This is a genomic window from Ralstonia sp. Ralssp110 (genome assembly GCF_047325135.1).
In the GTDB taxonomy this organism is placed as follows: Bacteria; Pseudomonadota; Gammaproteobacteria; order Burkholderiales; family Burkholderiaceae; genus Ralstonia; species Ralstonia mojiangensis.
Genome location: NZ_CP168610.1, coordinates 484,823 through 507,207, shown reverse-complemented (window position 1 = coordinate 507,207; position 22,385 = coordinate 484,823). Strand labels below are relative to the sequence as shown.

22 protein-coding genes and 1 tRNA gene are annotated in these 22,385 nt (G+C 62.6%); 12 read left to right on the top strand and 11 right to left on the bottom strand.

Going from position 1 to position 22,385, the window contains the following annotated elements; translation table 11 throughout:
* Positions 1-46 precede the first annotated feature (46 nt).
* Both ACEN9T_RS11085 and ACEN9T_RS11080 read left to right on the top strand, forming a co-directional pair.
* Positions 47-763 carry an RNA pyrophosphohydrolase gene (locus ACEN9T_RS11085; RefSeq protein ID WP_413707732.1) on the top strand — a complete coding sequence of 239 codons (717 nt, stop codon included), beginning with the start codon at positions 47-49 and terminating at the stop codon, positions 761-763.
* Between the two features lie 5 nt (positions 764-768).
* The gene (locus tag ACEN9T_RS11080) at positions 769-1,398 is read left to right on the top strand and encodes a CNP1-like family protein (protein WP_092972375.1); all 630 of its coding nucleotides are present in this window, start codon (positions 769-771) and stop codon (positions 1,396-1,398) included.
* Between the two features lie 93 nt (positions 1,399-1,491).
* Here the strand turns inward: ACEN9T_RS11080 and proB are convergent, their stop codons facing one another.
* The 4 genes from proB to rplU form a co-directional block, all read right to left on the bottom strand.
* On the bottom strand, positions 1,492-2,616 hold the full coding sequence (gene proB / locus ACEN9T_RS11075; RefSeq protein ID WP_175537137.1) for a glutamate 5-kinase: 1,125 nt from the start codon (positions 2,614-2,616) through the stop codon (positions 1,492-1,494).
* Between the two features lie 29 nt (positions 2,617-2,645).
* The gene (obgE, locus tag ACEN9T_RS11070; protein WP_316671662.1) at positions 2,646-3,740 is read right to left on the bottom strand and encodes a GTPase ObgE; all 1,095 of its coding nucleotides are present in this window, start codon (positions 3,738-3,740) and stop codon (positions 2,646-2,648) included.
* Positions 3,741-3,929: 189 nt separating this feature from the next.
* On the bottom strand, positions 3,930-4,190 hold the full coding sequence (gene rpmA / locus ACEN9T_RS11065) for a 50S ribosomal protein L27 (RefSeq protein WP_004633021.1): 261 nt from the start codon (positions 4,188-4,190) through the stop codon (positions 3,930-3,932).
* A gap of 37 nt (positions 4,191-4,227) precedes the next feature.
* A complete protein-coding gene (rplU, locus tag ACEN9T_RS11060) occupies positions 4,228-4,539 on the bottom strand; it encodes a 50S ribosomal protein L21 (protein ID WP_004633023.1) in 312 nt (103 codons plus the stop codon).
* A gap of 335 nt (positions 4,540-4,874) precedes the next feature.
* On the opposite strand from rplU, the gene ispB reads away from it, so the two are divergent.
* From ispB to ACEN9T_RS11015, 9 genes are all read left to right on the top strand, one after another.
* Positions 4,875-5,804, top strand: coding sequence for an octaprenyl diphosphate synthase (gene ispB / locus ACEN9T_RS11055; RefSeq protein WP_413708443.1), 930 nt, complete (start codon positions 4,875-4,877; stop codon positions 5,802-5,804).
* A 26-nt stretch (positions 5,805-5,830) separates the two neighbouring features.
* A tRNA-Pro gene (locus tag ACEN9T_RS11050) sits at positions 5,831-5,907 on the top strand.
* 188 nt (positions 5,908-6,095) lie between these two features.
* Positions 6,096-7,370 carry an HlyC/CorC family transporter gene (locus ACEN9T_RS11045; RefSeq protein ID WP_092972372.1) on the top strand — a complete coding sequence of 425 codons (1,275 nt, stop codon included), beginning with the start codon at positions 6,096-6,098 and terminating at the stop codon, positions 7,368-7,370.
* A gap of 259 nt (positions 7,371-7,629) precedes the next feature.
* Positions 7,630-9,357: a type IV-A pilus assembly ATPase PilB gene (gene pilB, locus ACEN9T_RS11040; protein ID WP_252690568.1), complete on the top strand. Its 1,728-nt coding sequence runs from the start codon at positions 7,630-7,632 to the stop codon at positions 9,355-9,357.
* A 44-nt stretch (positions 9,358-9,401) separates the two neighbouring features.
* Positions 9,402-10,667: a type II secretion system F family protein gene (locus ACEN9T_RS11035; protein ID WP_252690566.1), complete on the top strand. Its 1,266-nt coding sequence runs from the start codon at positions 9,402-9,404 to the stop codon at positions 10,665-10,667.
* Positions 10,667-11,548 carry a prepilin peptidase gene (locus ACEN9T_RS11030; protein WP_413707731.1) on the top strand — a complete coding sequence of 294 codons (882 nt, stop codon included), beginning with the start codon at positions 10,667-10,669 and terminating at the stop codon, positions 11,546-11,548. Before ACEN9T_RS11035 ends, ACEN9T_RS11030 begins: the two co-directional genes overlap by 1 nt.
* A gap of 13 nt (positions 11,549-11,561) precedes the next feature.
* The gene (gene coaE / locus ACEN9T_RS11025; protein ID WP_092972983.1) at positions 11,562-12,176 is read left to right on the top strand and encodes a dephospho-CoA kinase; all 615 of its coding nucleotides are present in this window, start codon (positions 11,562-11,564) and stop codon (positions 12,174-12,176) included.
* Between the two features lie 135 nt (positions 12,177-12,311).
* Complete coding sequence (gene zapD, locus ACEN9T_RS11020) at positions 12,312-13,070, top strand: cell division protein ZapD (protein WP_004633038.1); 759 nt, start codon at positions 12,312-12,314, stop codon at positions 13,068-13,070.
* 8 nt (positions 13,071-13,078) lie between these two features.
* A complete protein-coding gene (locus ACEN9T_RS11015; protein WP_092972367.1) occupies positions 13,079-13,282 on the top strand; it encodes a DNA gyrase inhibitor YacG in 204 nt (67 codons plus the stop codon).
* Here the strand turns inward: ACEN9T_RS11015 and ACEN9T_RS11010 are convergent.
* The 5 genes from ACEN9T_RS11010 to ACEN9T_RS10990 form a co-directional block, all read right to left on the bottom strand.
* Positions 13,275-13,724 carry an NUDIX domain-containing protein gene (locus tag ACEN9T_RS11010; RefSeq protein ID WP_092972981.1) on the bottom strand — a complete coding sequence of 150 codons (450 nt, stop codon included), beginning with the start codon at positions 13,722-13,724 and terminating at the stop codon, positions 13,275-13,277. The genes ACEN9T_RS11015 and ACEN9T_RS11010 overlap by 8 nt on opposite strands.
* A complete protein-coding gene (locus tag ACEN9T_RS11005; RefSeq protein ID WP_092972366.1) occupies positions 13,714-14,598 on the bottom strand; it encodes an ATP-binding protein in 885 nt (294 codons plus the stop codon). Before ACEN9T_RS11005 ends, ACEN9T_RS11010 begins: the two co-directional genes overlap by 11 nt.
* A 16-nt stretch (positions 14,599-14,614) precedes the next feature.
* Positions 14,615-15,844, bottom strand: coding sequence for a bifunctional glutamate N-acetyltransferase/amino-acid acetyltransferase ArgJ (argJ, locus tag ACEN9T_RS11000; protein ID WP_413707730.1), 1,230 nt, complete (start codon positions 15,842-15,844; stop codon positions 14,615-14,617).
* 74 nt (positions 15,845-15,918) lie between these two features.
* Positions 15,919-18,723 carry a preprotein translocase subunit SecA gene (secA, locus tag ACEN9T_RS10995; RefSeq protein ID WP_092972364.1) on the bottom strand — a complete coding sequence of 935 codons (2,805 nt, stop codon included), beginning with the start codon at positions 18,721-18,723 and terminating at the stop codon, positions 15,919-15,921.
* A 248-nt stretch (positions 18,724-18,971) separates the two neighbouring features.
* Entirely contained in the window at positions 18,972-19,937 is a 966-nt protein-coding gene (locus tag ACEN9T_RS10990; RefSeq protein ID WP_413707729.1) for a M23 family metallopeptidase, read from the bottom strand.
* A gap of 69 nt (positions 19,938-20,006) precedes the next feature.
* On the opposite strand from ACEN9T_RS10990, the gene ACEN9T_RS10985 reads away from it, so the two are divergent.
* The gene (locus tag ACEN9T_RS10985) at positions 20,007-20,528 is read left to right on the top strand and encodes a DciA family protein (RefSeq protein WP_027680318.1); all 522 of its coding nucleotides are present in this window, start codon (positions 20,007-20,009) and stop codon (positions 20,526-20,528) included.
* A gap of 48 nt (positions 20,529-20,576) precedes the next feature.
* Here ACEN9T_RS10985 and lpxC read toward each other — a convergent pair whose 3' ends face one another.
* Both lpxC and ACEN9T_RS10975 read right to left on the bottom strand, forming a co-directional pair.
* Positions 20,577-21,494, bottom strand: a complete 918-nt coding sequence (gene lpxC, locus ACEN9T_RS10980; protein WP_092972362.1) for a UDP-3-O-acyl-N-acetylglucosamine deacetylase — start codon at positions 21,492-21,494, stop codon at positions 20,577-20,579.
* A gap of 245 nt (positions 21,495-21,739) precedes the next feature.
* On the bottom strand, positions 21,740-22,240 hold the full coding sequence (locus ACEN9T_RS10975; protein ID WP_092972361.1) for a peroxiredoxin: 501 nt from the start codon (positions 22,238-22,240) through the stop codon (positions 21,740-21,742).
* Between the last annotated feature and the right edge of the window lie 145 nt (positions 22,241-22,385).

The window sequence follows — 22,385 nt, the reverse complement described above, 5'->3', positions numbered from 1 at the left end:
GGCCGCTCTATAATCGGCGTAATTCTAAAGTATTCGAGGTGCAGTCATGCTCGATCGTGAAGGCTTCCGCCCGAACGTCGGCATCATCCTCATCAACGCAAGAAACGAGGTGTTCTGGGGCAAGCGCATTGGCGAGCACTCCTGGCAGTTTCCACAAGGCGGCATCAAGTACGGCGAGACGCCCGAACAAGCGATGTTCCGCGAACTGCACGAAGAAGTCGGCCTGTTGCCAGAACACGTCCGGATCGTCGGTCGCACGCGCGACTGGCTGCGGTATGAGGTGCCGGACAAGTTCATCCGCCGCGAAATACGCGGCCACTATCGGGGCCAGAAACAGATCTGGTTCCTGCTGCGCATGGTCGGTCGCGACTGCGACATCCAACTGCGTGCCACCGAGCATCCGGAATTCGATGCTTGGCGGTGGAGCCAGTACTGGGTGCCGCTCGAAGCCGTCATCGAGTTCAAGCGCGAGGTGTATCAGCTGGCGCTGTCGGAGCTTTCGCGCTTCGTGCAGCGGCAGACTCGCGCACCGCTCTCGCCTTACGGGCGCGGCGGGCAGCACCGTGAGCGCGACGGACGAGATGGGCGCGAGGGCCGCAAACGTTCCGGCGGCCAAAGCGGCCAAAGCGGCCGAAACGAGCAGTATGCCCAGCCGGCCCTGACGGTTACCACCACGACGGTCATCGTCGAAACGGTGAGCGTATCCGCACCTGCCCCCTCCCTTCCCAACCCTGACGACACGGCTCCCAAGGACAATTCGTGAATCTGATGACGACGACACGTGGAGCGCGCCGCGCTCTCGTGCCGCTCGCGCTGGCGGCTGCGCTGGCGTTGACGGCATGTGGCCATAACCGCACCGGCGACCTCGAAGACAAGCTGTTGATGGACCCGTTCAACGACAAGCCCTTCAAGGAAGACGCCGTGACCTTCCCGGCCCCGCCGGTCGACCGTGATGCCGTGCCGTTCGATGTGGGCGGCCGCACTGATTCGCCACTGCGTTTTGCCATCGACCCGAAATCGGTGTCGATCGGCAAGGACAACGTGGTGCGCTACACCGTGCTGATTACCAGCAAGACCGGCGCGCGCAACGTGAACTACGAAGGCCTGCGCTGCGACACGGCCGAGCGACGCATCTATGCGACGCTGCGCAATGACTCCAACCAGTGGGTCGGGAACCGCGCGGTCGACATGAATGAAACCGCAAATGCTGAATCCGCCAGCATGAACGCCTACAAGCCGGCCACCGATTGGCAGCGCGTTGGCAATGGCGGGCCGACGGACTATGCGTCGGCCCTGATGCGCTCGTACTTCTGCGACGTGCGCTCAGTAGCGGGAGATGGAAAGGCGTCTACGCTGGTGCAACGGCTGGGCGGCAGCGGGCGCTATTTCGGGCCGTAAACGCCTGGAGATTTTGATTGGACGTTGGTGGCCAACCTCTCCTTTCGCCCCCCCCTGCCGGGGCCGAAGAGGGCAAGCCACCAACATCCCAACTCAGAGCAATACCAGATTGTCCCGGTGCACCAACTCGGCAGCACTCACATACCCCAGCACCGCCTCGATCTCCGAAGACGACTTCCGCGCAATCAAGCGGGCCTCAGCTGACGAATAGTTCGTCAACCCCCGGGCAACTTCCAGCCCCGCCGCGTCCACGCACGAGATCACTTCGCCGCGCGCAAACTCCCCCTGCACTTCGGTCACGCCAATCGGCAGCAACGACTTGCCGCCGGCCGTGAGTTTTTCTACCGCACCGGCATCCAGCACCACGCGACCGCGCAGCTGCAGATGATCGATCATCCACTGCTTGCGCGCCGCCATCCGCCCGGTCGGCGCGCGAAGTTGCGTGCCGATGGCCTCGCCGCTCGCCAGCCGCGCAAGCACGTCAGCCTCGCGGCCCGACGCGATGATCGTGTGCGCGCCGGATTTTGCCGCGCGCTTGGCCGCCAGAATCTTCGTCAGCATGCCGCCCTTGCCGATACTCGAACCGGCACCGCCGGCCATCTGTTCGAGATCCGGTGTGCCGGCTTGCGCCTCATCGACAAAGCGAGCGCCTGGGTCCTTGCGCGGGTCAGCGGTGTACAGGCCGCGCTGGTCTGTCAGGATGATCAGCGCATCGCCTTCGATCAGGTTGGTGACAAGCGCCCCCAGCGTGTCGTTGTCGCCGAACTTGATTTCATCGGTGACGACGGTGTCGTTCTCGTTGATGATCGGCACGACACCGAGGCTCAGCAGCGTGAGCAGGGTGGAGCGTGCGTTGAGATAGCGCTCGCGATCGGCCAAATCGCCATGCGTGAGCAGTACCTGCGCTGTGCGGATGCTGTGCCGCGCGAACTCAGATTCGTACACCTGTGCCAGCCCCATCTGCCCGACCGCAGCGGCGGCCTGCAACTCATGAATTTCCTTCGGACGCTTGGCCCAGCCCAACCGCTGCATGCCCTCGGCGATGGCGCCGGAGCTGACCAGCACGACCTCCTTGCCCGCCGCCCGTAACGCCGCAATCTGCGCGGCCCAGCGGGCAATGGCGGCCTGGTCGAGGCCACGGCCATCGTTGGTAACCAGGCTGGAACCGACCTTGACGACAAGGCGGCGCGCATCGGCAATCAGCGAATGCAGGGCCATGGTGGGCGTGTCTCCGAAGGATGTTGTGTTTAGGCTTGACCGTCGTGGTCGACGTTGTGCAGTGTCGGGTCCAAACGCTGGTCGGGCGCGGCCGCCGCGGCGTCCTCTTCGGCGCGCAGCTCGTCGAGGTATTCCTGGATCGCGTGGACAAGCGCCTGCGTGCCATCGTGCGTCAACGCAGAAATGCGGTGCACCGGACCCTTCCACTTGAAGCGCTTCACGAAGTCTTTCACGCGCGCTTCGCGTTCGTCCTCGGGCACCATGTCGAGCTTGTTGAGTACGAGCCAGCGCGGCTTGTCGAAGAGTTCAGCGTCGTATTTCTTCAGCTCGCCGACAATTGCCTTGGCTTCGGCCACCGGGTCGACGTTCTCATCGAACGGGGCGAGATCCACCACGTGCAGCAACACGCGCGTGCGCTGCAGGTGCCGCAAGAACTGGTGGCCCAAACCAGCGCCTTCCGCTGCGCCTTCGATCAGGCCGGGAATGTCCGCCACCACGAACGACTTCGATGGGCCACTCCGGACCACACCCAGATTCGGGTGCAGCGTCGTGAACGGGTAGTCCGCAATCTTCGGACGCGCATTGGAAATGGCGGTGATCAGCGTCGATTTGCCCGCATTGGGCATGCCGAGCAAGCCCACGTCGGCCAGCACCTTCAATTCGAGGCGCAAGTTGCGACGCTCACCGGCCTTGCCGTCGGTCTTCTGGCGCGGCGCGCGATTGGTGCTCGACTTGAAGTGGATGTTGCCCCAGCCGCCCTCGCCGCCCTGCGCCAGGCACAGGCGCTGGCCGTCGATCGTCAGGTCGGCAATCAGCTCTTCCGTGTCGGCATCGTAAATGGCCGTGCCCACAGGCATGCGCAGCGTGATGTCGTCGCCAGCGGCGCCGTAGCAATCGGCACCACGGCCGTTTTCGCCGTTGCGCGCGAGGTGCTTCTTGGCAAAGCGGTAGTCGATCAGGGTGTTGATGTTGCGGTCAGCCACGGCCCACACACTGCCGCCACGCCCACCGTCGCCACCGTCCGGTCCGCCAAACGGGACGAATTTCTCGCGGCGCATCGAGGCGCTGCCGTTGCCGCCGTCACCAGCGATCACTTCAATCCGGGCTTCGTCGATGAACTTCATGGAGGTCTCCGCCCGTGCGGCACGCGCACGGCAGGTAAAAAGAAATCGGCGCCACTCGCGCCATTGCTAACAGAACGCGCCTGGAAACACGCGCCAAGAAGCAGCGTACCGCCCAGGGTCGCGTTTTGTTAGCAGCCAGAAACGAAAAAGCCCCGCACGGGTGCGGGGCCTTTCTACTACAAGGCTAAATCAGGCCGCCGGAACAACGTCGACGAACTGCTTCTTGCCTTCGCCGCGGTTGGCGAACTTCACGTGGCCATCGACCAGCGCGAAGAGGGTGTGGTCCTTGCCCATGCCCACGTTCACGCCAGCGTGCGTGCGGGTGCCGCGTTGGCGAACGATGATGCCGCCAGCGTTGATGGCTTGACCACCGTACACCTTCACGCCCAGGCGCTTCGACTCGGAATCGCGGCCGTTCCGTGTGGAACCGCCGCCTTTTTTCTGTGCCATGACTGAACTCCTATCCGGTTACGTAGACGACGCAGCCTTAGGCCACGATCGAGTCGATACGCAACTCGGTGTAATTTTGACGATGCCCTTGGCGCTTTTGATAGTGCTTACGACGGCGCATCTTGAAGATGTGCACTTTGTCGTGACGACCGTGGGAGATGACGGTGGCTTTGACGGCAGCCCCGCTCACCAGCGGCGCACCAACCTTGAGTTGGTCGCCGGCGCCCACTGCGAGCACCTGGTCAAGCGTGATTTCTGCGCCAACGTCCGCCGGTATCTGTTCTACTTTCAGTTTTTCGCCAGCAGCAACCTTGTATTGCTTACCGCCGGTTTTTACGACCGCGTACATTGTCGGACCTCGATAAAAGAACTAAAACGTGACTCTTGTGCCACTCGACGCCCACCTGCGCGGACAACGGACACAGAGAACTCGCGACTATACAAGAAAAACCCAAGCAAATCAAAGGTTAATGCGTTACAGGCGTGCTGCGCCCGCGCAACGCACCCGCCACGTCAAGCGTGGTGCGCCGGGCCATCGGCAAACCACCCTGTTGCTCTATAATCTCGCGGTTTTTTGCGCAGCATCGTACGCGCGCAAATTGACCACCAGCCACACGCTTTCTGTCGGAATTCGCCTTGACCCAGTCCTCCGCCTCCGTCCTGCTCGCCCCTGTCGCTGAAGACATGCGCGCCGTCGATGCCGTGATCCGCCGCCGCCTGGGCTCGGAGGTGGTGCTGATCAATCAGATCGGCGAATACATCATCAGCGCCGGCGGCAAGCGGTTGCGCCCGGTGATTCTGCTGCTGGTGGCGAATGCGCTCGGCTACAAGGGCGAGCATCAGCACGAACTGGCCGCCGTGGTCGAGTTCATCCACACGGCCACACTGCTGCACGACGACGTGGTTGACGAATCCGACCTGCGCCGCGGCCGAAAGACCGCCAATGCCGTGTTCGGCAACGCGGCCAGCGTGCTGGTGGGCGATTTCCTGTATTCGCGCGCCTTCCAGATGATGGTGCAGGCCAACAGCATGCGCATCATGCAGATCCTGGCCGACGCAACCAACATCATTTCCGAAGGCGAGGTTCTGCAACTGCTGAACATGCATGACCCGGACGTAACGGAAGAGCGCTACCTGCAGGTCATTCGCTACAAGACCGCCAAGCTGTTCGAGGCAGCCGCCCAGATCGGTGCAGTGCTCTCAGGCGCGGACACCGCCATCGAAGAAGCTGCCGCCGAATACGGCCGCCGCATTGGCACCGCGTTCCAGATCGTCGATGACCTGCTCGACTACACGTCCACCGCTGATCAAATGGGCAAGAACGCTGGCGACGACCTGCGCGAAGGCAAGCCGACCCTGCCACTCATCCACCTGCTGTCAAACGGCACGGAAGAGCAGCGCGCACTGGTGCGCCAAGCCATCGAGCAAGGCGGCACGGAACATTTCGATGCAATCTTCGCTGCCATTCAGGCTTCCGGCGCGCTGGAGTACACGCGCCTGGCCGCCGAGCGCGAAGCCGCCGCAGCTGAAGCAGCGGCAAACGCATTACCCCCTTCCCTTTTCCGTCAGACGCTGATAGACTTGTGTGCTTTCTCGCTGCAACGTCAGTCCTGACACGCACGAGATCTGCGAAGAAGCATCGGGGTGTAGCTTAGCCTGGTAGAGCGCTACGTTCGGGACGTAGAGGCCGGAGGTTCGAATCCTCTCACCCCGACCAGTTTCTCGTATTCAAGTCATTCCGGCGGCACGGTTTTCAGCATCGCCGCACAGCAATTCCAAGCATTTTCCGCATCGTCCGCTTATTTCAGCGGGGTGTTGCGCTGTCCGCGCGGCCAATGGCCGTGTGCGCAGAAGCGGCAAACCCCTCTGTTATAGTGGGCGCTTCGCCGCCCTTCCTCTCCCGCTTTGGACTCTTGGCCGCTCTGGGCACAAATCGGCGCCGTCGTGCTGCTGTTGTGCTGCTCCGCCTTCTTCTCGATTTCCGAAACCGCGATGATGGCCCTGAACCGCCATCGCCTGCGGCATCTTGCCAAGTCCAACGTATCGGGCGCGCGCAATACGCAACAGTTGCTTGGTCAGACCGACAAGCTGCTCTCGCTCATCCTGATCGGCAACAATCTGATCAACACCGCTGTGCCGGTGCTGATCACCACCTTGGCGATCCACTACTTCGGCAACAACGGAACGACGCTGTCGATTGCCACGGCCATCGTCGCGTTTCTCATCATCGTATTTGCGGAGATTGCCCCCAAGATCGTGGGCGCGACCTACCCCGAACGCGTGGCCTTCCCTGCCAGTTTCATCATCAAGCCGCTGCTGCAGATTTCGACGCCGCTGGTCGCGGTGGTCAACGCGTTTGCCATGGGTGTCCTGCGATTGGTGCGCATCAACACGCGCAAAGCGCCGGAGCAGCGCATGTCGACCGAGGAACTGCGCACGCTGGTGCTGGAATCAGGCAACTTCATTCCGCACAAGCACCGCAGCATCCTGCTCAACCTGTTCGACCTTGACGTCATCACCGTGGACGACGTGATGACGCCGCGCGCGCGCGTGGAATCGCTCGATCTGTCACGCCCGATTGAAGAAGTCATCCAGCAGCTCGAAACCTGCTATCACAACAAGCTGCCCGTGTTCGAGCAGGATAGCGATCAGGTGATCGGCATCCTGCATGTGCGCAAGGCACTGTCACTGCTGGGGCACACCGAACTCACGCACGACGATTTCCGGGGCCTGCTCGCCGAGCCGTATTTTGTACCGAGCGGCACGCCCGTTTTCCGCCAGCTACAGTACTTTCAGGAGAACCGCCGCCGTCTCGGCCTGATCGTCAATGAATACGGCGACATGCTGGGATTGGTGACGCTTGAAGACATCATCGAAGAGATGATCGGCGAGTTCACCACCACGCTGCCCAACGCCGGCAAGCTGGCCTGGGACAAGGAAGGCACTTATCTTGCGGATGCGGGAATGTCGTTGCGCGATCTGAACAGGCGTCTAGGCTTGGGCCTGCCAACCGACGGCCCGAAGACGCTCAACGGGCTGTTACTGGAAGTGCTGGAAGAGATTCCCGAAGCGACGGTGAGTGTGAAGATTGCGGGCTGCGTGATGGACATCGTCCAGATGGACAGCCAATCGATCCGCACGGTACGCCTGCATCAGCCGCCGCAACCAAAGCGCAGTTGACGCCACACTCAAGCGCGAACGCTTCAGTTGGAGCGGTTTTCTGCCGATGTGGCACAAATGCAAGCTGCGCTTTGATGTGCGCTTTACAAATGCAGGGGCGGTCGGCAAACTGCCCCGGTTCCGGACACCACCCCCCACGAATGGGTGGGGTACCGGCTGCAGAACATAAAACAATCGCCTTGGGGGGCGAGCGCACGCTGGAGGCGGTGGGGCCCGGCGCGCGCTGAAATGGTCAGCTTCAGCCTGACGGACTGGACTCATGACACTCGGACTCGCTCTAGCGCAGAGCCGGCGGATCGCGCCGACGCTACTCACCCAGCTCGAACAGAGCGCGCGTGAAAAACGCACGCAATTGATCGACGAACTGGTGGGCAGCGGGATCATGAGTGCGCACGACCTCGCCGTGTTCGTGGCCGGCAAGTATCAGATGCCGCTGCTCGACTTGGCTCAGTACAAGCTCGACACCGTGCCGGCCGTGCTGTCAGCCAACAAGCACTTTGCCCAGTTGCGCCTGTTGCCGCTGGGCCGCCGCGAAAACCGCCTCATCCTCGCCACGTCCGACCCCAGCGATCCGAAACCGATCGAAGAGCTGCGTCAGAAGATGAACGTGGCAATCGAAACGGTCATCGTCGAGCACGACAAGCTGGTGCGCCAGCTGAGCCTCGCCAATGAGGCACCGGCCGAGATCAAGTCACTCTTCACCAAGCAGGAAGCCACCCAGATCGAGTACGACCCGGGTGCCGCTGCCGCCACGCGTCGCACGACCGCCGATGGCATCGACGATGCCCCCGTGGTGCGCTTCCTGCAGAAGCTCTTTACCGAGGCCTTGTTGCGCGGCGCGTCGGACTTGCATTTCGAGCCCTTTGAAACGTTTTACCGGGTGCGTTTCCGTATTGACGGCATCCTCGCGCAGGTCGCGCAGCCGCCGCTGGATATCCGCGACAAGATCGCGACGCGCATCAAGGTGCTGTCGCGCCTGGATATCTCGGAAAAGCGCGTGCCGCAAGACGGCCGCATGAAGCTGCTGATCACCGTTCCGAAAGACCGCAAGGACAAGGACAACAAGGAGACGATCGAGCGCGCCATCGACTTCCGGGTATCGACGCTGCCAACGCTGTTCGGCGAGAAAATCGTGATCCGGATTCTGGAGTCGTCCACCGAGCGGCTCGATATCGACCAGCTCGGCTACGAGCCGGAACAGAAGCAGTTGCTGCTCGACGTGATCAAGCGCCCGTACGGCATGGTGCTGGTGACGGGGCCAACGGGCTCGGGCAAGACCGTGTCGCTGTACACCTTCCTGAACAGGCTGAATCAGGGCGACATCAATATCTCTACCGCCGAAGATCCGGCGGAAATCCAGTTGCCCGGCATCAACCAAGTCAACGTGAATGACAAGGCGGGGCTGACCTTTGCGGCGGCGCTGAAGTCGTTCCTGCGGCAGGATCCGGACATCATCATGGTGGGCGAAATCCGAGATCTGGAAACGGCCGACATTTCGATCAAGGCCGCGCAGACCGGGCACTTGGTGTTTTCCACGCTGCACACCAACGATGCCCCGACCACGCTGACTCGCCTGATGAACATGGGGGTGGCGCCGTTCAACATCGCGTCGTCGGTGCTGCTGATTACAGCGCAGCGTCTGGCACGCCGGTTGTGCAAGGATTGCAAGAAGCCGGGGCCGCTGCCCAAGGAAACACTGCTCGACGCGGGCTTTACCGAAGCGGACGTCGACGGCTCCTGGCAGCCGTATCACCCGGTCGGTTGCGAAACCTGCAACGGCAGCGGCTACAAGGGCCGGGTCGGCATCTACCAAGTCATGCCGATCACCGAGGCGATCCAGGAGATCATCCTTACGCACGGCACGGCGCTGCAGATCGCCGAGCAGGCGCGTAAAGAGGGCGTGCTGTCGCTGCGCGAATCGGGCTTGCGGAAAGTGAAGCAGGGGCTGACTTCCCTTGAGGAAGTGCTAGCCACAACGAACCAATAACCTTCTCGATCAATCGTTCCCATACCGGGGGGTAGGAACCAACCATGGCCACACGAGCACCCGCCGCGAACCGCGCGGCCGCCGCGCCGGCGCGAAAGACTGCCAAGACAAAGGCGCCCACGCAGTACATCTTCGAGTGGGAAGGCAAAGATCGCAAAGGCAAGATCTTCAAGGGCGAGATGCGCGCCGAGAGCATCACCGAGGTGAATGCCATCCTGCGCAAGCAAGGCCTGTCGATCACGAAGTCCAAGCGCCGCCGTGCGGCCCGCGGCAAGAAGATCACGCCGAAGGACATCGCCTACTTCACGCGCCAGCTCTCGACCATGCTGAAGGCCGGCGTGCCGCTCCTGCAGTCGGTCGACATCATCGCGAAGGGCCATGCCAATCCAAACTTCACGCAACTGCTGACGGAAATCCGTGTCGACATTGAGTCGGGCAGCAGCATGGCGCAAGCCTTCCGTCGTCATCCGAAGTACTTTGACACGCTGTACTGCAACCTGATCGACGCTGGTGAGCAAGGCGGTATTCTCGATGCCCTGCTGGAGCGGCTTTCGCTGTACATGGAGAAGTCGATCGCGCTGAAGGCGCAGATCAAGTCGGCGATGATCTATCCGATCTCGGTGCTGACGGTGGCTTTCCTGGTGACGGTGGTGCTGATGATTTTTGTGGTGCCAGCGTTTAAGGGCGTGTTTTCCAGCTTCGGTGCTACGCTGCCGGCCCCAACACTGGTGGTGATGGGCATCTCCGACTTCTTCGTGCAATGGTGGTACATCATCGTTTTTGCCCCCATCATCGGCATCGTGCTGTTCATGCGGGCATTCAAGCGCTCGGAGAACGTGCAGCGCTCCACGCACCGCTGGATTCTGCGCATGCCGATCTTCGGCAGCATTATCCGCAAAGCCACCATCGCCCGCTGGACGCGTACGCTGGCCACCATGTTTGCCGCCGGCACGCCGCTCGTGGAATCGATGGAATCGGTGGCTGGCGCCGCCGGCAACTGGATCTATCACGACGCCACGATCGAGATCCAACAAGCCGTGCGCATCGGTACCAGCCTGACCAACGCCATGCAGGCCACGCACGTGTTCGACAACATGGTGCTGCAGATGACGCAGATCGGTGAAGAATCCGGTGCGCTCGACAGCATGCTGCTCAAGGTGGCCGAGTTCTACGAGCGCGAGGTGGACGATGCGGTGGCTAACATCTCGGCGCTGATCGAGCCAATCATTATCGTGATCCTGGGCGTGCTGATTGGCGGCATGGTGGTGGCAATGTACCTGCCGATCTTCAAGTTGGGTCAGGTGGTCTGATGCCAGAGTTGTTTGTCATCCCCACGCTGGCGCAACTGCCGGCGTGGTTTGTGATTGCGGCCGGGGCGCTGGTGGGCTTGCTGGTCGGCAGTTTTCTCAACGTGGTGATTCACCGCCTGCCGCGCATGATCGAGCGGGAAGAAGCCAACTACATCGCCGAGTTGCGCGAAGAGCCGCTGCCTCACCCCGACGCATACAACCTGGTCGTGCCACGCTCCGCATGCCCGTCGTGCGGTCACCAGATCAAAGCGATCGAGAATATTCCCGTATTGAGCTGGCTGGCGCTGCGCGGCCGCTGCAGTGCCTGCAAGACACCGATTTCATGGCGCTATCCCGCAGTGGAGCTGGTCACGGGGCTGCTGACGGCGGCCTGCCTGTGGCACTTCGGCCCGACGTGGGTGGCAGTCGCATCGGCGGTGCTGCTGTGGTTTTTGATCGCCGGCACGATGATCGACGCAGACACGCAGCTGTTGCCGGACGCCATCACCCAGCCGCTGCTCTGGCTCGGCCTGGGCGTGAATCTGTTCGGCATGTTCGCGCACCTGCACGACGCGGTGATTGGCGCGATGGCCGGCTACCTGTTCCTGTGGTCGATCTACTGGGCGTACAAGCTGCTGCGGGGCCGCGAAGGCATGGGCTACGGCGACTTCAAGCTGATGGCCGCACTGGGCGCGTGGTTCGGTTGGCAGGCGCTGCCGCTGCTCGTGCTGCTGTCGTCGGTCGTGGGACTGGTGTTTGGGCTGGTGCGCATTGCGCGCGGCGCGACGAGCGAATCGCCGTTCTCGTTCGGACCGTTCATTGCCGGGGCCGGCGTGATCGCACTGCTGGCCGGCCCGCAGTTGCTCATGCTGGCAGGGCTCGGCCCGCTGCTTGCGCCATAAGGGCATGGCGAACATGCGCGTGATCGGCCTGACCGGCGGCATTGGCAGCGGTAAAAGCTACGTGGCAGACCGCCTGGCGGAACGCGGCGCCGCCATTGTCGACACCGACGCGATCGCCCATGAGATCGCCGCACCCGGGGGGGCGGCCATCCCCAAGCTGGTCGAGACGTTCGGCGCCGCCATCCTGCGCGCGGACGGTGCCATGGACCGCGATGCCATGCGCGCTCTCGCGTTTTCGGACGCCACCGCCAAATCGCGACTGGAGCAGATCACGCATCCGCTCATCCGCGAGATCGCGTTGTCGCGCGGAGCCGCCGCGCAGGCATCGAGCGCGCACCCGTACCTAGTCTACGTGGTCCCCCTGTTGGTGGAATCCCTCGCCGGGCATCACAGTTGGCGCACGCTGGTCGACCGCATTCTGGTGGTCGACTGCGCGGTTGAGACGCAGATTGCCCGCGTGATGGCCCGTAGCGGGCTGCCGCGCACGCAGGTGGAAGCCATCATCGCGCGCCAGGCTTCACGCGAAGCGCGCCTTGCCGCAGCCGACGACGTGATCGACAACAGCGGCACGCTGGCTGACCTCCTGCCGCAGATCGACCGTCTGGACCTAACCTACAGGACGAACTGAAACGGTCTGAAAGCGGTCGTCACAGCCCTTTGCATTGTGATGAACGAGGGTCTCGCATAGAATGCGGGCAGATCGAGGCCAAATGGGCTTCGGGGCCGCATATGCCAGCAGGCCAGCAAACCGGGCACCCAAGTTTTGATCCTGTACGAATATCCCTTCAACGAACGCATTCGGACGCTGCTGCGCCTCGAAGACCTGTTCGAGCGGCTGGATTTCTTTCTCGTTCAGGAACACCCGCTGCAGCACCATGTGGCCCTGACCACGCTGTTCGAAGTGGTGGACGTAGCCGGGCGTGCCGACCTCAAATCCGATCTGCTGAAAGAACTCGATCGCCAGCGCCAGACGCTCACCGCGCTGCGCGCCAATCCGCAGATCGACCAGGACGCGCTTGATGCCGTCATCAGCGAGCTGGAAACCGCCTCGGGCAATCTCACTGCCACACATGGCAAGGCGGGCCAGCTCATCGCCGACAACGAGTGGCTGACGAGCATCCGCAGCCGCGCGATCATCCCCGGCGGTACGTGCGAGTTTGATCTGCCCGCGTATTTTGCATGGCAGCATCACCCCGCCGAGCGCCGCCGCGCCGACATCATCAAATGGGCCCAACCGCTGGTGCCGCTACGCGACGCCACGATGATCGTGCTGCGCCTGCTGCGCGAATCGGGCCAGAGTGGCAAGGTGATTGCTAACGCTGGCAGCTATCAGCAGATGCTGTCGGGCCGTGTGTACCAGCTGATGCAGGTGCGCCTGGACGAGTCGGCGCTGGGGTTCATTCCCGAGATCAGCGCCAACAAGTACATGCTTTGGGTGCGCTTTACCCAGCAGGATGGCGACCTGCGACCGAAGCCCGTCGATGCGGATATCCCGTTCCAGCTGAAGCTCTGTAATTTCTGAGCCGCACCATGAATGTGAAGACCGTCAAATGCCCCAGCTGCGGCAAGCCCGTGCCCTGGGTGCCTGAGAGCCGCTACCGCCCCTTCTGCTCCGAACGCTGCAAGCAGATCGACCTGGGTGCCTGGGCCGCCGAGCAGTACACCATCCCCGTGGTCGAAGAAGACGACCTGCCCGAGGCACCTGGCGGCGATACGAGCAACAAGCTCAACTAGCCGTCGCTTCCTCGCGCATCCATTCGAAGACGGGCAACGTTGCCGGCAGCACCGGATCAACGTTGATCGGCAGCGTCTGCCAGGCGAAGTCCTGACCTTCCAGCGCGCGCAATGTCCCGTCCCACGCCGTTACCTTGCAGAAGTGCAGGCGCACATATGCGTGAGGGTAATCGTGCTCGATGGTGTGCCAGGGCACGCAGGCGCGCAACGTAACGTCCAGTTCTTCCTTGAGTTCACGCGTGAGCGCAGCTTCCACCGATTCGCCCGCCTCCAGCTTGCCGCCAGGGAATTCCCAGTAGCCCGCGTACGGCTTGCCCTCGGGACGCTGTGCAAGCAAGAACTGGCCGTCCGGCTGCACCAGCACGCCAACGGCCACCTCGGTGATCTTGCGACCGTCGGAGGTGTGCGTGGGTGGCACTTGCGTCAGATTGTCAGTCGACATGCTGCCGCCCATGCTTGCCGCCCCAGTCGCGGGCGAACTGCCATGCCACGCGACCAGAGCGCGAACCGCGCTCGAGCGCCCAGACCAGCGCATCGCCACGCGCAGCGGCGATGTCCTCGTCGCTGCAGCCGAAATGCCGGAGCCAGTGGCCGACGATGGTCAGATATTCATCCTGCTTGGGCGGGTAGAACGACAGCCACAGCCCGAAGCGCTCCGACAACGAGATCTTCTCTTCCACCACCTCGCCCGGATGGATTTCGCCATCCGATGTGTGCTGATAAGTCTCGTTGTCCTTCATGTATTCGGGCAGCAAATGGCGCCGGTTGGACGTCGCGTAGATCAGCACGTTGTCTGACTGCGTTGCCACCGAGCCGTCCAGCGCAGACTTCAGCGCCTTGTAGCCCGATTCGCCCTCTTCAAACGAAAGGTCATCGCAGAAGATCGCGAAGCGCTCCGGGCGCGTCGACAGTTGCTCGACGATATCGCCCAGATCAGCCAGATCATCCTTGTCGACTTCGACAAGACGCAGGCCTTCCTTCACGAATTCGTTCAGGCACGCCTTGATGAGCGATGACTTGCCGGTGCCCCGCGCACCCGTGAGCAGCACATTGTTGGCCGGCAACTTACGCACGAACTGGCGGGTGTTGGCGACGATGGCGTCTTTCTGGCGCTCGATGTTGTGCAGATCGCTCAGGTGGATCGGCGGCAGCTGGCGGATCGGCACGAGATAGCCGATGTTGCCGAACAAGCTCTGGCGTTTGCGCCAGCGGAAGGCAACGGCCTCGTTCCAATCAGCCTCAGTCAGTTCGGGCGGCAGCCATTGCTCAAGCCGCCCAAGAAAGCGGTCGAGCCGTGCGGAAAGGTCGGACGACATAGCGGCTGACTCCGAATTAGGAACGGTAGTCCGCGTTGATCGACACGTAATCGTGCGAGAAATCGCACGTCCACACGGTGGCGGTGGCGTTGCCGCGGCCGAGTGCGATGCGCACGGTGATCTCTGCCTGCTTCATCACGCGCTGGCCGTCCTCTTCGCGGTATTCGGGGTTGCGGCCACCGTCACGCGCAACCCACACGTCGTCGAGCCACAGGTTGACGCCGTTCACGTCGAGGTCCGTCACACCGGCGTAGCCAACGGCGGCCAGGATGCGGCCCAGGTTGGGGTCCGAAGCGTAGAACGCGGTCTTCACCAGCGGCGAGTGCGCGACCGCGTAGGCGATCAATCGGCACTCCTCAACGTTGCGGCCACCCTCAACCTGGATGGCCATGAACTTGGTCGCGCCTTCGCCGTCGCGCACGATCTTCTGCGCCAGCTCCTGTGCGAGACCCGTCAACGCATCGCGCAACGCAGCATAGTCGGGGTGCGATTCGGAATCGATGCGCGGCGTGCCGGCACGGCCCGTGGCGATGACGACGAACGAGTCGTTGGTGGAGGTATCGCCATCCACCGTCACGCTGTTGAACGAATGATCAGCCGCGTGGCGCACCAAACCTTGAAGCACAGCTTCATCCACATTGGCATCGGTGGCGATGAAGCCGAGCATCGTCGCCATGTTCGGGCGGATCATGCCTGCGCCCTTGCTGATGCCCGACATGCGCACGGTCTTGCCCGACAGCGTGCACGTGGCGGACGCTGCTTTGGGTACGGTGTCGGTGGTCATGATGGCTTCAGCGGCGGCCAGCCAGTTGTCCGGCTTGGCGTTCGCCTCAGCAGCAGGCAGTCCGGCGATGATGCGGTCGACCGGCAGCGGCTCCAGAATCACGCCCGTGGAGAACGGCAGCACCTGCTCCGCCGACACGCCCAGCAGCTTGGCCACGGCATCGCAGGTCTGGCGCGCGTGCGCGAGGCCCGGTGCGCCCGTTCCGGCATTCGCGTTGCCTGTGTTCACGACGATCGCACGTGCGCCCTTGCCGCTCGCCAAATGCTCGCGGCACACCTGCACAGGTGCCGCGCAGAAACGGTTCTGCGTGAACACACCGGCCACCGTCGAGCCCTCTGCGATACGAACCAGCAGCACATCCTTGCGATTGGCCTTGCGCACACCGGCCTTGGCCCAGCCCAGGTCCACACCGTCGATCGGCAACAGGGAGTCAGCGGCAGGCGCGACGAGATTCACAGCCATGGAGCACACCTTTCAAAATGAGGATGCCCGCATTGCGGGCATCGTGAATCAACAGAAAACAGGTCTAAACAGCGTCAGGCAAGTTTGCCGTGGCACTGCTTGTACTTCTTGCCCGAACCACATGGGCACGGATCGTTGCGGCCAACTTTCGGCACTTCGCCAGCCAGTGCGGCAGCAGCGGCAGATGCCGCCGAACGCGGTGCGGCCATAGCCGGCGTCGCGCCGTGAATCTCCGCATCGCCCGCGGCCACTTCGGCCAGTTCGCTGAATTCGTCGTGCTTGTACTGCAGGTTGCTCAGCGCGGAAAGATCTTCTTCGATCTGCTCGGATGCCTGCTCCAGCTCTTCCTGCGACTGGATGCGCACCGTGAAGACAATACGCGTGACTTCGTTGCGAATGGTATCGAGCAGGCGGCCGAACAGTTCGAACGACTCGCGCTTGTACTCCTGCTTCGGGTCCTTCTGCGCATAGCCGCGCAGGTGGATACCCTGGCGCAGCATGTCGAGCGCCGCCAGGTGCTCACGCCAGTGCGTATCGAGGCTTTGCAGCATCACCGAACGCTCAAAGCCGGCGAATGACTCGCGGCCCACCTGCGCCACTTTGCCTTCGTACACCGCTTCAGCGGCGTCCAGCACCATCTTCAGCAGATCTTCGTCTTCGATCGACTGCGCATCTTCCAGCGTCTTCACCAGCGGCTGATCGACGCCCCAGTCTTCACGCAGGGCCTTCTCCAGACCAGCGACATCCCACTGCTCTTCCATGGTTTCGGCCGGCACATAGGTGCGGAACAGCTCAGTGAACACGGATTCGCGCAGGTTCTTGACCAGATCGCCCACATCCTGCGCTTCGAGAATCTCGTTACGCAGTTTGTAGAGCTCCTTGCGCTGATCGTTGGAGACGTCGTCGTATTGCAGCAGTTGCTTGCGGATATCGAAGTTGCGGCCTTCGACCTTGCGCTGCGCCGATTCGATCGAGCGCGTGACGATGCCTGCTTCGATCGGCTCGCCTTCGGGCATCTTCAGGCGGTCCATGATCGCGCGCACGCGGTCGCCCGCGAAGATGCGCAGCAGTTGGTCATCCAGTGACAGATAAAAACGTGACGAACCCGGATCGCCCTGACGGCCGGCACGGCCACGCAGCTGGTTGTCGATCCGGCGCGACTCGTGGCGCTCGGTGCCGACGATGTGCAGACCGCCGGCGGCCTTCACCTGCTCGTGCAGCGATTGCCATTCGTCCTGCAGTGTCTTCACGCGCGAGGCCTTCTCGGCGTCGGAGAGCGACTCGTCGGCCATCACGAAGCCAGACTGCTTTTCCACGTTGCCGCCCAGCACGATGTCGGTACCGCGGCCAGCCATGTTGGTGGCAATGGTGATCATCTTCGGACGACCGGCCTGCGCGATGATCTCAGCTTCACGTTCGTGCTGCTTCGCGTTGAGCACCTGATGCGGCAGCTTCGCCTGGTTCAGCAGGTTCGACAGCAGTTCGGAGTTTTCGATGGACGTCGTGCCCACCAGCACCGGCTGGCCACGCTCGTAGCAATCGCGAATATCGCGAATGACGGCGTCGTAGCGCTCCTTCGAGGTCTTGTAGATCTGATCCTGCAAGTCCTTGCGCTGCGGCGTGCGGTTGGTCGGGATCACCACGGTTTCCAGGCCATAAATCTCCTGGAATTCATACGCTTCCGTGTCAGCCGTGCCGGTCATGCCCGACAGCTTGTTGTACATGCGGAAGTAGTTCTGGAACGTGATGGTCGCCAGCGTCTGGTTTTCCTGCTGGATCTGCACGCCTTCCTTGGCTTCCACGGCCTGATGCAGACCGTCGGACCAGCGGCGGCCCGCCATCAGCCGGCCGGTGAATTCATCGACGATCACCACTTCACCGTTCTGCACCACGTAGTGCTGATCGCGGAAGAACAGGCTGTGCGCACGCAGGGCGGCGTACAGATGGTGCATCAGCGTGATGTTCTGCGGCGCGTAGAGCGATTCGCCCTCGCCGATCAAGCCGGCTTGCAGCAGGATCTGCTCGGCTTTCTCGTGGCCCGATTCGGTCAGGTAGACCTGATGCGATTTTTCGTCGACATAGTAATCGCCCGGCTTCTCGACGCCTGTGCCATCCGACTTCTCTTCACCGATCTGGCGCGTGAGCTGCGCCGGGATGCCGTTCATGCGGCGGTACAGGTCGGTGTGGTCTTCTGCCTGGCCAGAGATGATCAGCGGGGTGCGCGCTTCATCGATCAGGATCGAGTCGACTTCATCGACGATCGCGTAGTTCAGCGGACGCTGCACGCGCTGGCCGGCGTCGTACACCATGTTGTCGCGCAGGTAGTCGAAGCCGAATTCGTTGTTGGTGCCGTAGGTGATGTCCGACGCGTAGGCGGCCTGCTTCTGGTCGTGGTCCATGGTGGTCAGGTTGACCCCCACCGACAGGCCCAGCCAGTTGTACAGGCGGCCCATCCACTCGGCGTCGCGCTGGGCGAGGTAATCGTTGACCGTCACGACGTGCACGCCCTGACCCGAAATGGCGTTCAGATACACAGCCAGCGTTGCGGTCAGCGTCTTGCCTTCACCCGTGCGCATTTCGGCGATCTTGCCGTCGTGCAGGACCATGCCGCCGACAAGCTGCACGTCGAAGTGCCGCATCTTCATCACGCGCTTGCTGGCCTCGCGGCACACAGCGAACGCTTCGGGCAACAACGCGTCGAGGGTTTCGCCCTTGGCAAAACGTTGGCGGAATTCTTCGGTCTTGGCCTGCAGCTCGGCATCGGAGAGCGCTTCGAACTTGGGCTCGAGCGCATTGATCTGCGCCACCTTGCGGCGGTATTGTTTGATCAGCCGTTCATTACGGCTGCCGAAAATCTTCTTGAGAAGGCCCGTGATCATCGATGGCTAGGGCTGGTGAGCCACCCGGAAAACGCGTCGGAGAGACCGCGAAACACAGGCAGCACAACGGCCCAGAAAGGGTTGGCGCAAAGGCGGGAGTTTAGCATGTGCAAAACACCCGCTTGATGGCAGCAGAACCGCCAGATGTGGCAGGAACGCCGCACTTTGGGGCCGCACGAACGTCGTCCGGGCGGCTACACACTCACGCTGAACTGGGGACGGGCGCCCCAATTGCAACCCGCGCTAGATCAATGGCCGGCCGCCGCCATGCTCTTTCCGATATCGGCCGCCGCAACCTTCGGCGCGGGCGCCTTGTTGGCTGCCATCTTGGGCTGACCGGCGTTCTCCAGGAAGGCCACCGGATTCTGCGGGACGTCGTTGACGTGCACCTCGAAGTGCAGATGCGGCCCAGTGGCGCGGCCGGTACGGCCGATCAGCGCGATGCGCTCGCCCGCCTTCACGATGTCGCCGACCTTCACAAACACCTTGGACGCGTGCGCATAGCGCGTCTTCAGGCCGTTGCCATGGTCGATGTCGATCATGTTGCCGTATTCGTGGTGGAACTCGCTGGCCACCACCACGCCACCGGCAGCAGCCACGATGGGCGTTCCAACCGGACCGACAAAGTCGACGCCGTCATGCTGCGTGCGCCGGCCCGTGAACGGATCGATGCGCGTGCCGAAGCCCGAGGAATCGTAGCCCGTGGCCACCGGGCGCACGGTCGGCATCATCTTGGCGTGGATCTGCCGGTCCATCAGGGTGCTTTCAAGCACGCTGAGGTAATCGTTGCGCTGGTCTGCCGAGCGCGTCAGGCGATTCAGCTCGGACTGAATTTCCGGCATCGACATCGGCCGCGAGAATGCACCCTCCGGCCCGCCACGGCTCGGCTGTGATTTGAAATCGAACTCGCGCGGCGGCACGCCTGCCAGCCCCGACACACGGGCGCCCAGCGCGTCCAGGCGCGCGATCTGCGCCTGCATTTCGCCAATGCGCGCAGCCATCAGGTTGAGGTTTTCGCGGGTGACGCGCTGGTCTGCGCCAGGAACCGCGGAAGCAGCCGCACCCGGCAGCAGCCCCTGCTTGGCCGCCAACCAGGTCCCACCGACGGACAGGCTTGCCACGGTCAGCAGCACTGCGCCAATAGCCACGAAGACGCCGCGTCGCGACAGGTGCATCGCGCCGGCCTTGCGCGGGTGAATCAGGATGATCTGCATCGCTCGTTTTCCGGACAAAAAAGCTGCCCACCAGCACGAAAGCGCGATGAAGCGCCCTACAATGCCGGCATGCGAATCTTTGTTCATCCCGCTCTCAAGACGCCTGTGGCTAAACCCGTCCAGGACTGGCTCTCGGGTGCCGGTTCGGTCGGCCCGCTGATGCAGGCGGCCAGGCAATTGGCGACGTTGGAAGCGGAGGTGTTGTCGCTGCTGCCGCCCGGTTTGGGCGGCGGGGTGGCGGTCGGTGGCATCAAGAACGATGCGCGCGACAGCCGCGAAGCGACTCTGGTGTTGCTCGCCGCACATAGTGCGGCTGCGGCGCGCTTGCGGCAGGTGGTACCCACCTTGCTGGAGCGTCTGCAGCGCCGGGGATCGCAGATTACCGCAATTCGTGTACGGGTACAACCGCAGGGCGGCAACGACAGTTTATGGCCACAAGAGACTGAAAAGCCGCCTAAACGCGCCAAGATGACCGCAGTTGGAGTCAACAGCCTGGCGGCCCTGGCCAATGAACTGCCCGATTCGCCGCTTCGGCAGGCCTTGGCCGAAATGATTGCGCGACACGTTGCACCGGCCGCCAAGCCCAAATAAAAAGCGCCCCGCAGGGCGCTTTTTTCATACGAACGACCGCTCAGCCGATCACGAGAAGGCCGGTTGCAACTGCGGCAGGAACGCGCGCGGCGCTTCTTCCACCTTGTCGAACGTCACGATCTCGTAAGCCGTTTCGTCGGCCAGGAGCGCGCGCAGCAGCGCGTTGTTCAGGCCATGACCCGACTTGTGCGCGGTGTACGCAGCGATCAGCGGGTGGCCCACCACATACAGGTCGCCAATCGCGTCGAGAATCTTGTGACGGACGAACTCATCGCCATAGCGCAGTTCGTCGTTGTTCAGCATGCGGTGCTCGTCGAGCACGATGGCGTTGTCGAGGCTGCCGCCGCGCGCCAGACCGACCTCGCGTAGCATTTCAACTTCATGCGCGAAACCGAACGTACGGGCGCGGGCGATTTCGCGCGTGTAGCTGGTGTCAGCAAAGTCGATCTCGAACGTCTGGCCGGTCTTGTCGACAGCCGGGTGGCGGAATTCGATCGTGAACGACAGCTTGAAGCCGAAGTATGGGTCGAGGCGGGCAAGCTTGTCGCCCTCGCGGATTTCCACCGGCTTGAGCACGCGGATGAACCGCTTGGCTGCGCCCTGCTCTTCGATGCCCGCCGATTGCAACAGAAACACGAATGAGGCCGCGCTGCCGTCCATGATGGGGATTTCTTCGGCGTCGACGTCGACATAGAGATTGTCGATACCGAGGCCGGCGCAAGCGGACATCAAATGTTCGACGGTCGACACGCGGGCGCCGTCTTTTTGCAGCACGGACGCAAGGCGGGTGTCGCCGATGGCGCTGGCGGTAGCGGGAATCTCGACGGCCGGATCGAGGTCAACGCGCGTGAAGACGATGCCGGTGCCTGCGGCTGCCGGGCGCAACGTCAACGTCACCTTACGGCCCGAGTGCAACCCGATGCCGACGGTCTTGACGAGGGACTTGATGGTGCGTTGTTTCAACATGGCCGCCCTCAACTCACGAAATTTCTACGATTGTTTTTATCTATGCGGTCTGCATAGGTGATAACCCTAATCATACCATTTTCACATCCCTGCCTTCAAAACGACTTTTGTATCGGGATGTTAGGGGTGCTCACACTCTGCTCAACCTTAGTGCACGCAGATTCAGGGCCACGAACTCATCAGCCTTGAGGCGAGGCGGCATAGCGGGCGGTACTCCGCCATTTGGGGGAGCCGCCAGCGTGGCGTCAGAGTATCGCCAGGATCGATTCGGCGCTGCTGACGGCGAACTGCCCGGGCGCTTCCACCTGTAGCGCTGTTACCACACCGTCCTTCACGACCATCGCGTAGCGCTGCGAGCGCACGCCCATGCCGCGCTTGGAGAGGTCCTGGTCAAGGCCGAGCTTGCTGGTGAACTCTGCGCTGCCGTCACCAAGCATGCGGATTTTGTCGTCGGTTCCCTGTGTTCGGGCCCAGGCGCCCATCACGAAGGCGTCGTTGACGGACACACACCATATCTCGTCGACACCCTTGGCGCGCAGCGCGTCGAAGTGGGCGAGGTAGCCGGGCACATGCCGCGCCGAACAGGTCGGCGTGAACGCACCTGGCAGCCCGAAGATGACGATCGTCTTACCCTCTGCCAGATGCTGGACGGAGAAAGCATTGGGGCCGAGCGCGCAGCCGTCCTTTTCCACTTCAAAGAACTCGTAGAGCGTTGCGTCGGGAAGCGGTTGACCAGGCTGGATCATGATCGTCAGGGAGCGTGCGCGGATATCGCGATCATAGAACTTGCCGCGCGACCGCGCAGCCGGTTCGTAAAACGAGACCGCCCGCGTGAACGAATCACGCGGGCGGTCTTGGGAGACAACACTATCAGGCCGCTTGGGTCGGAAC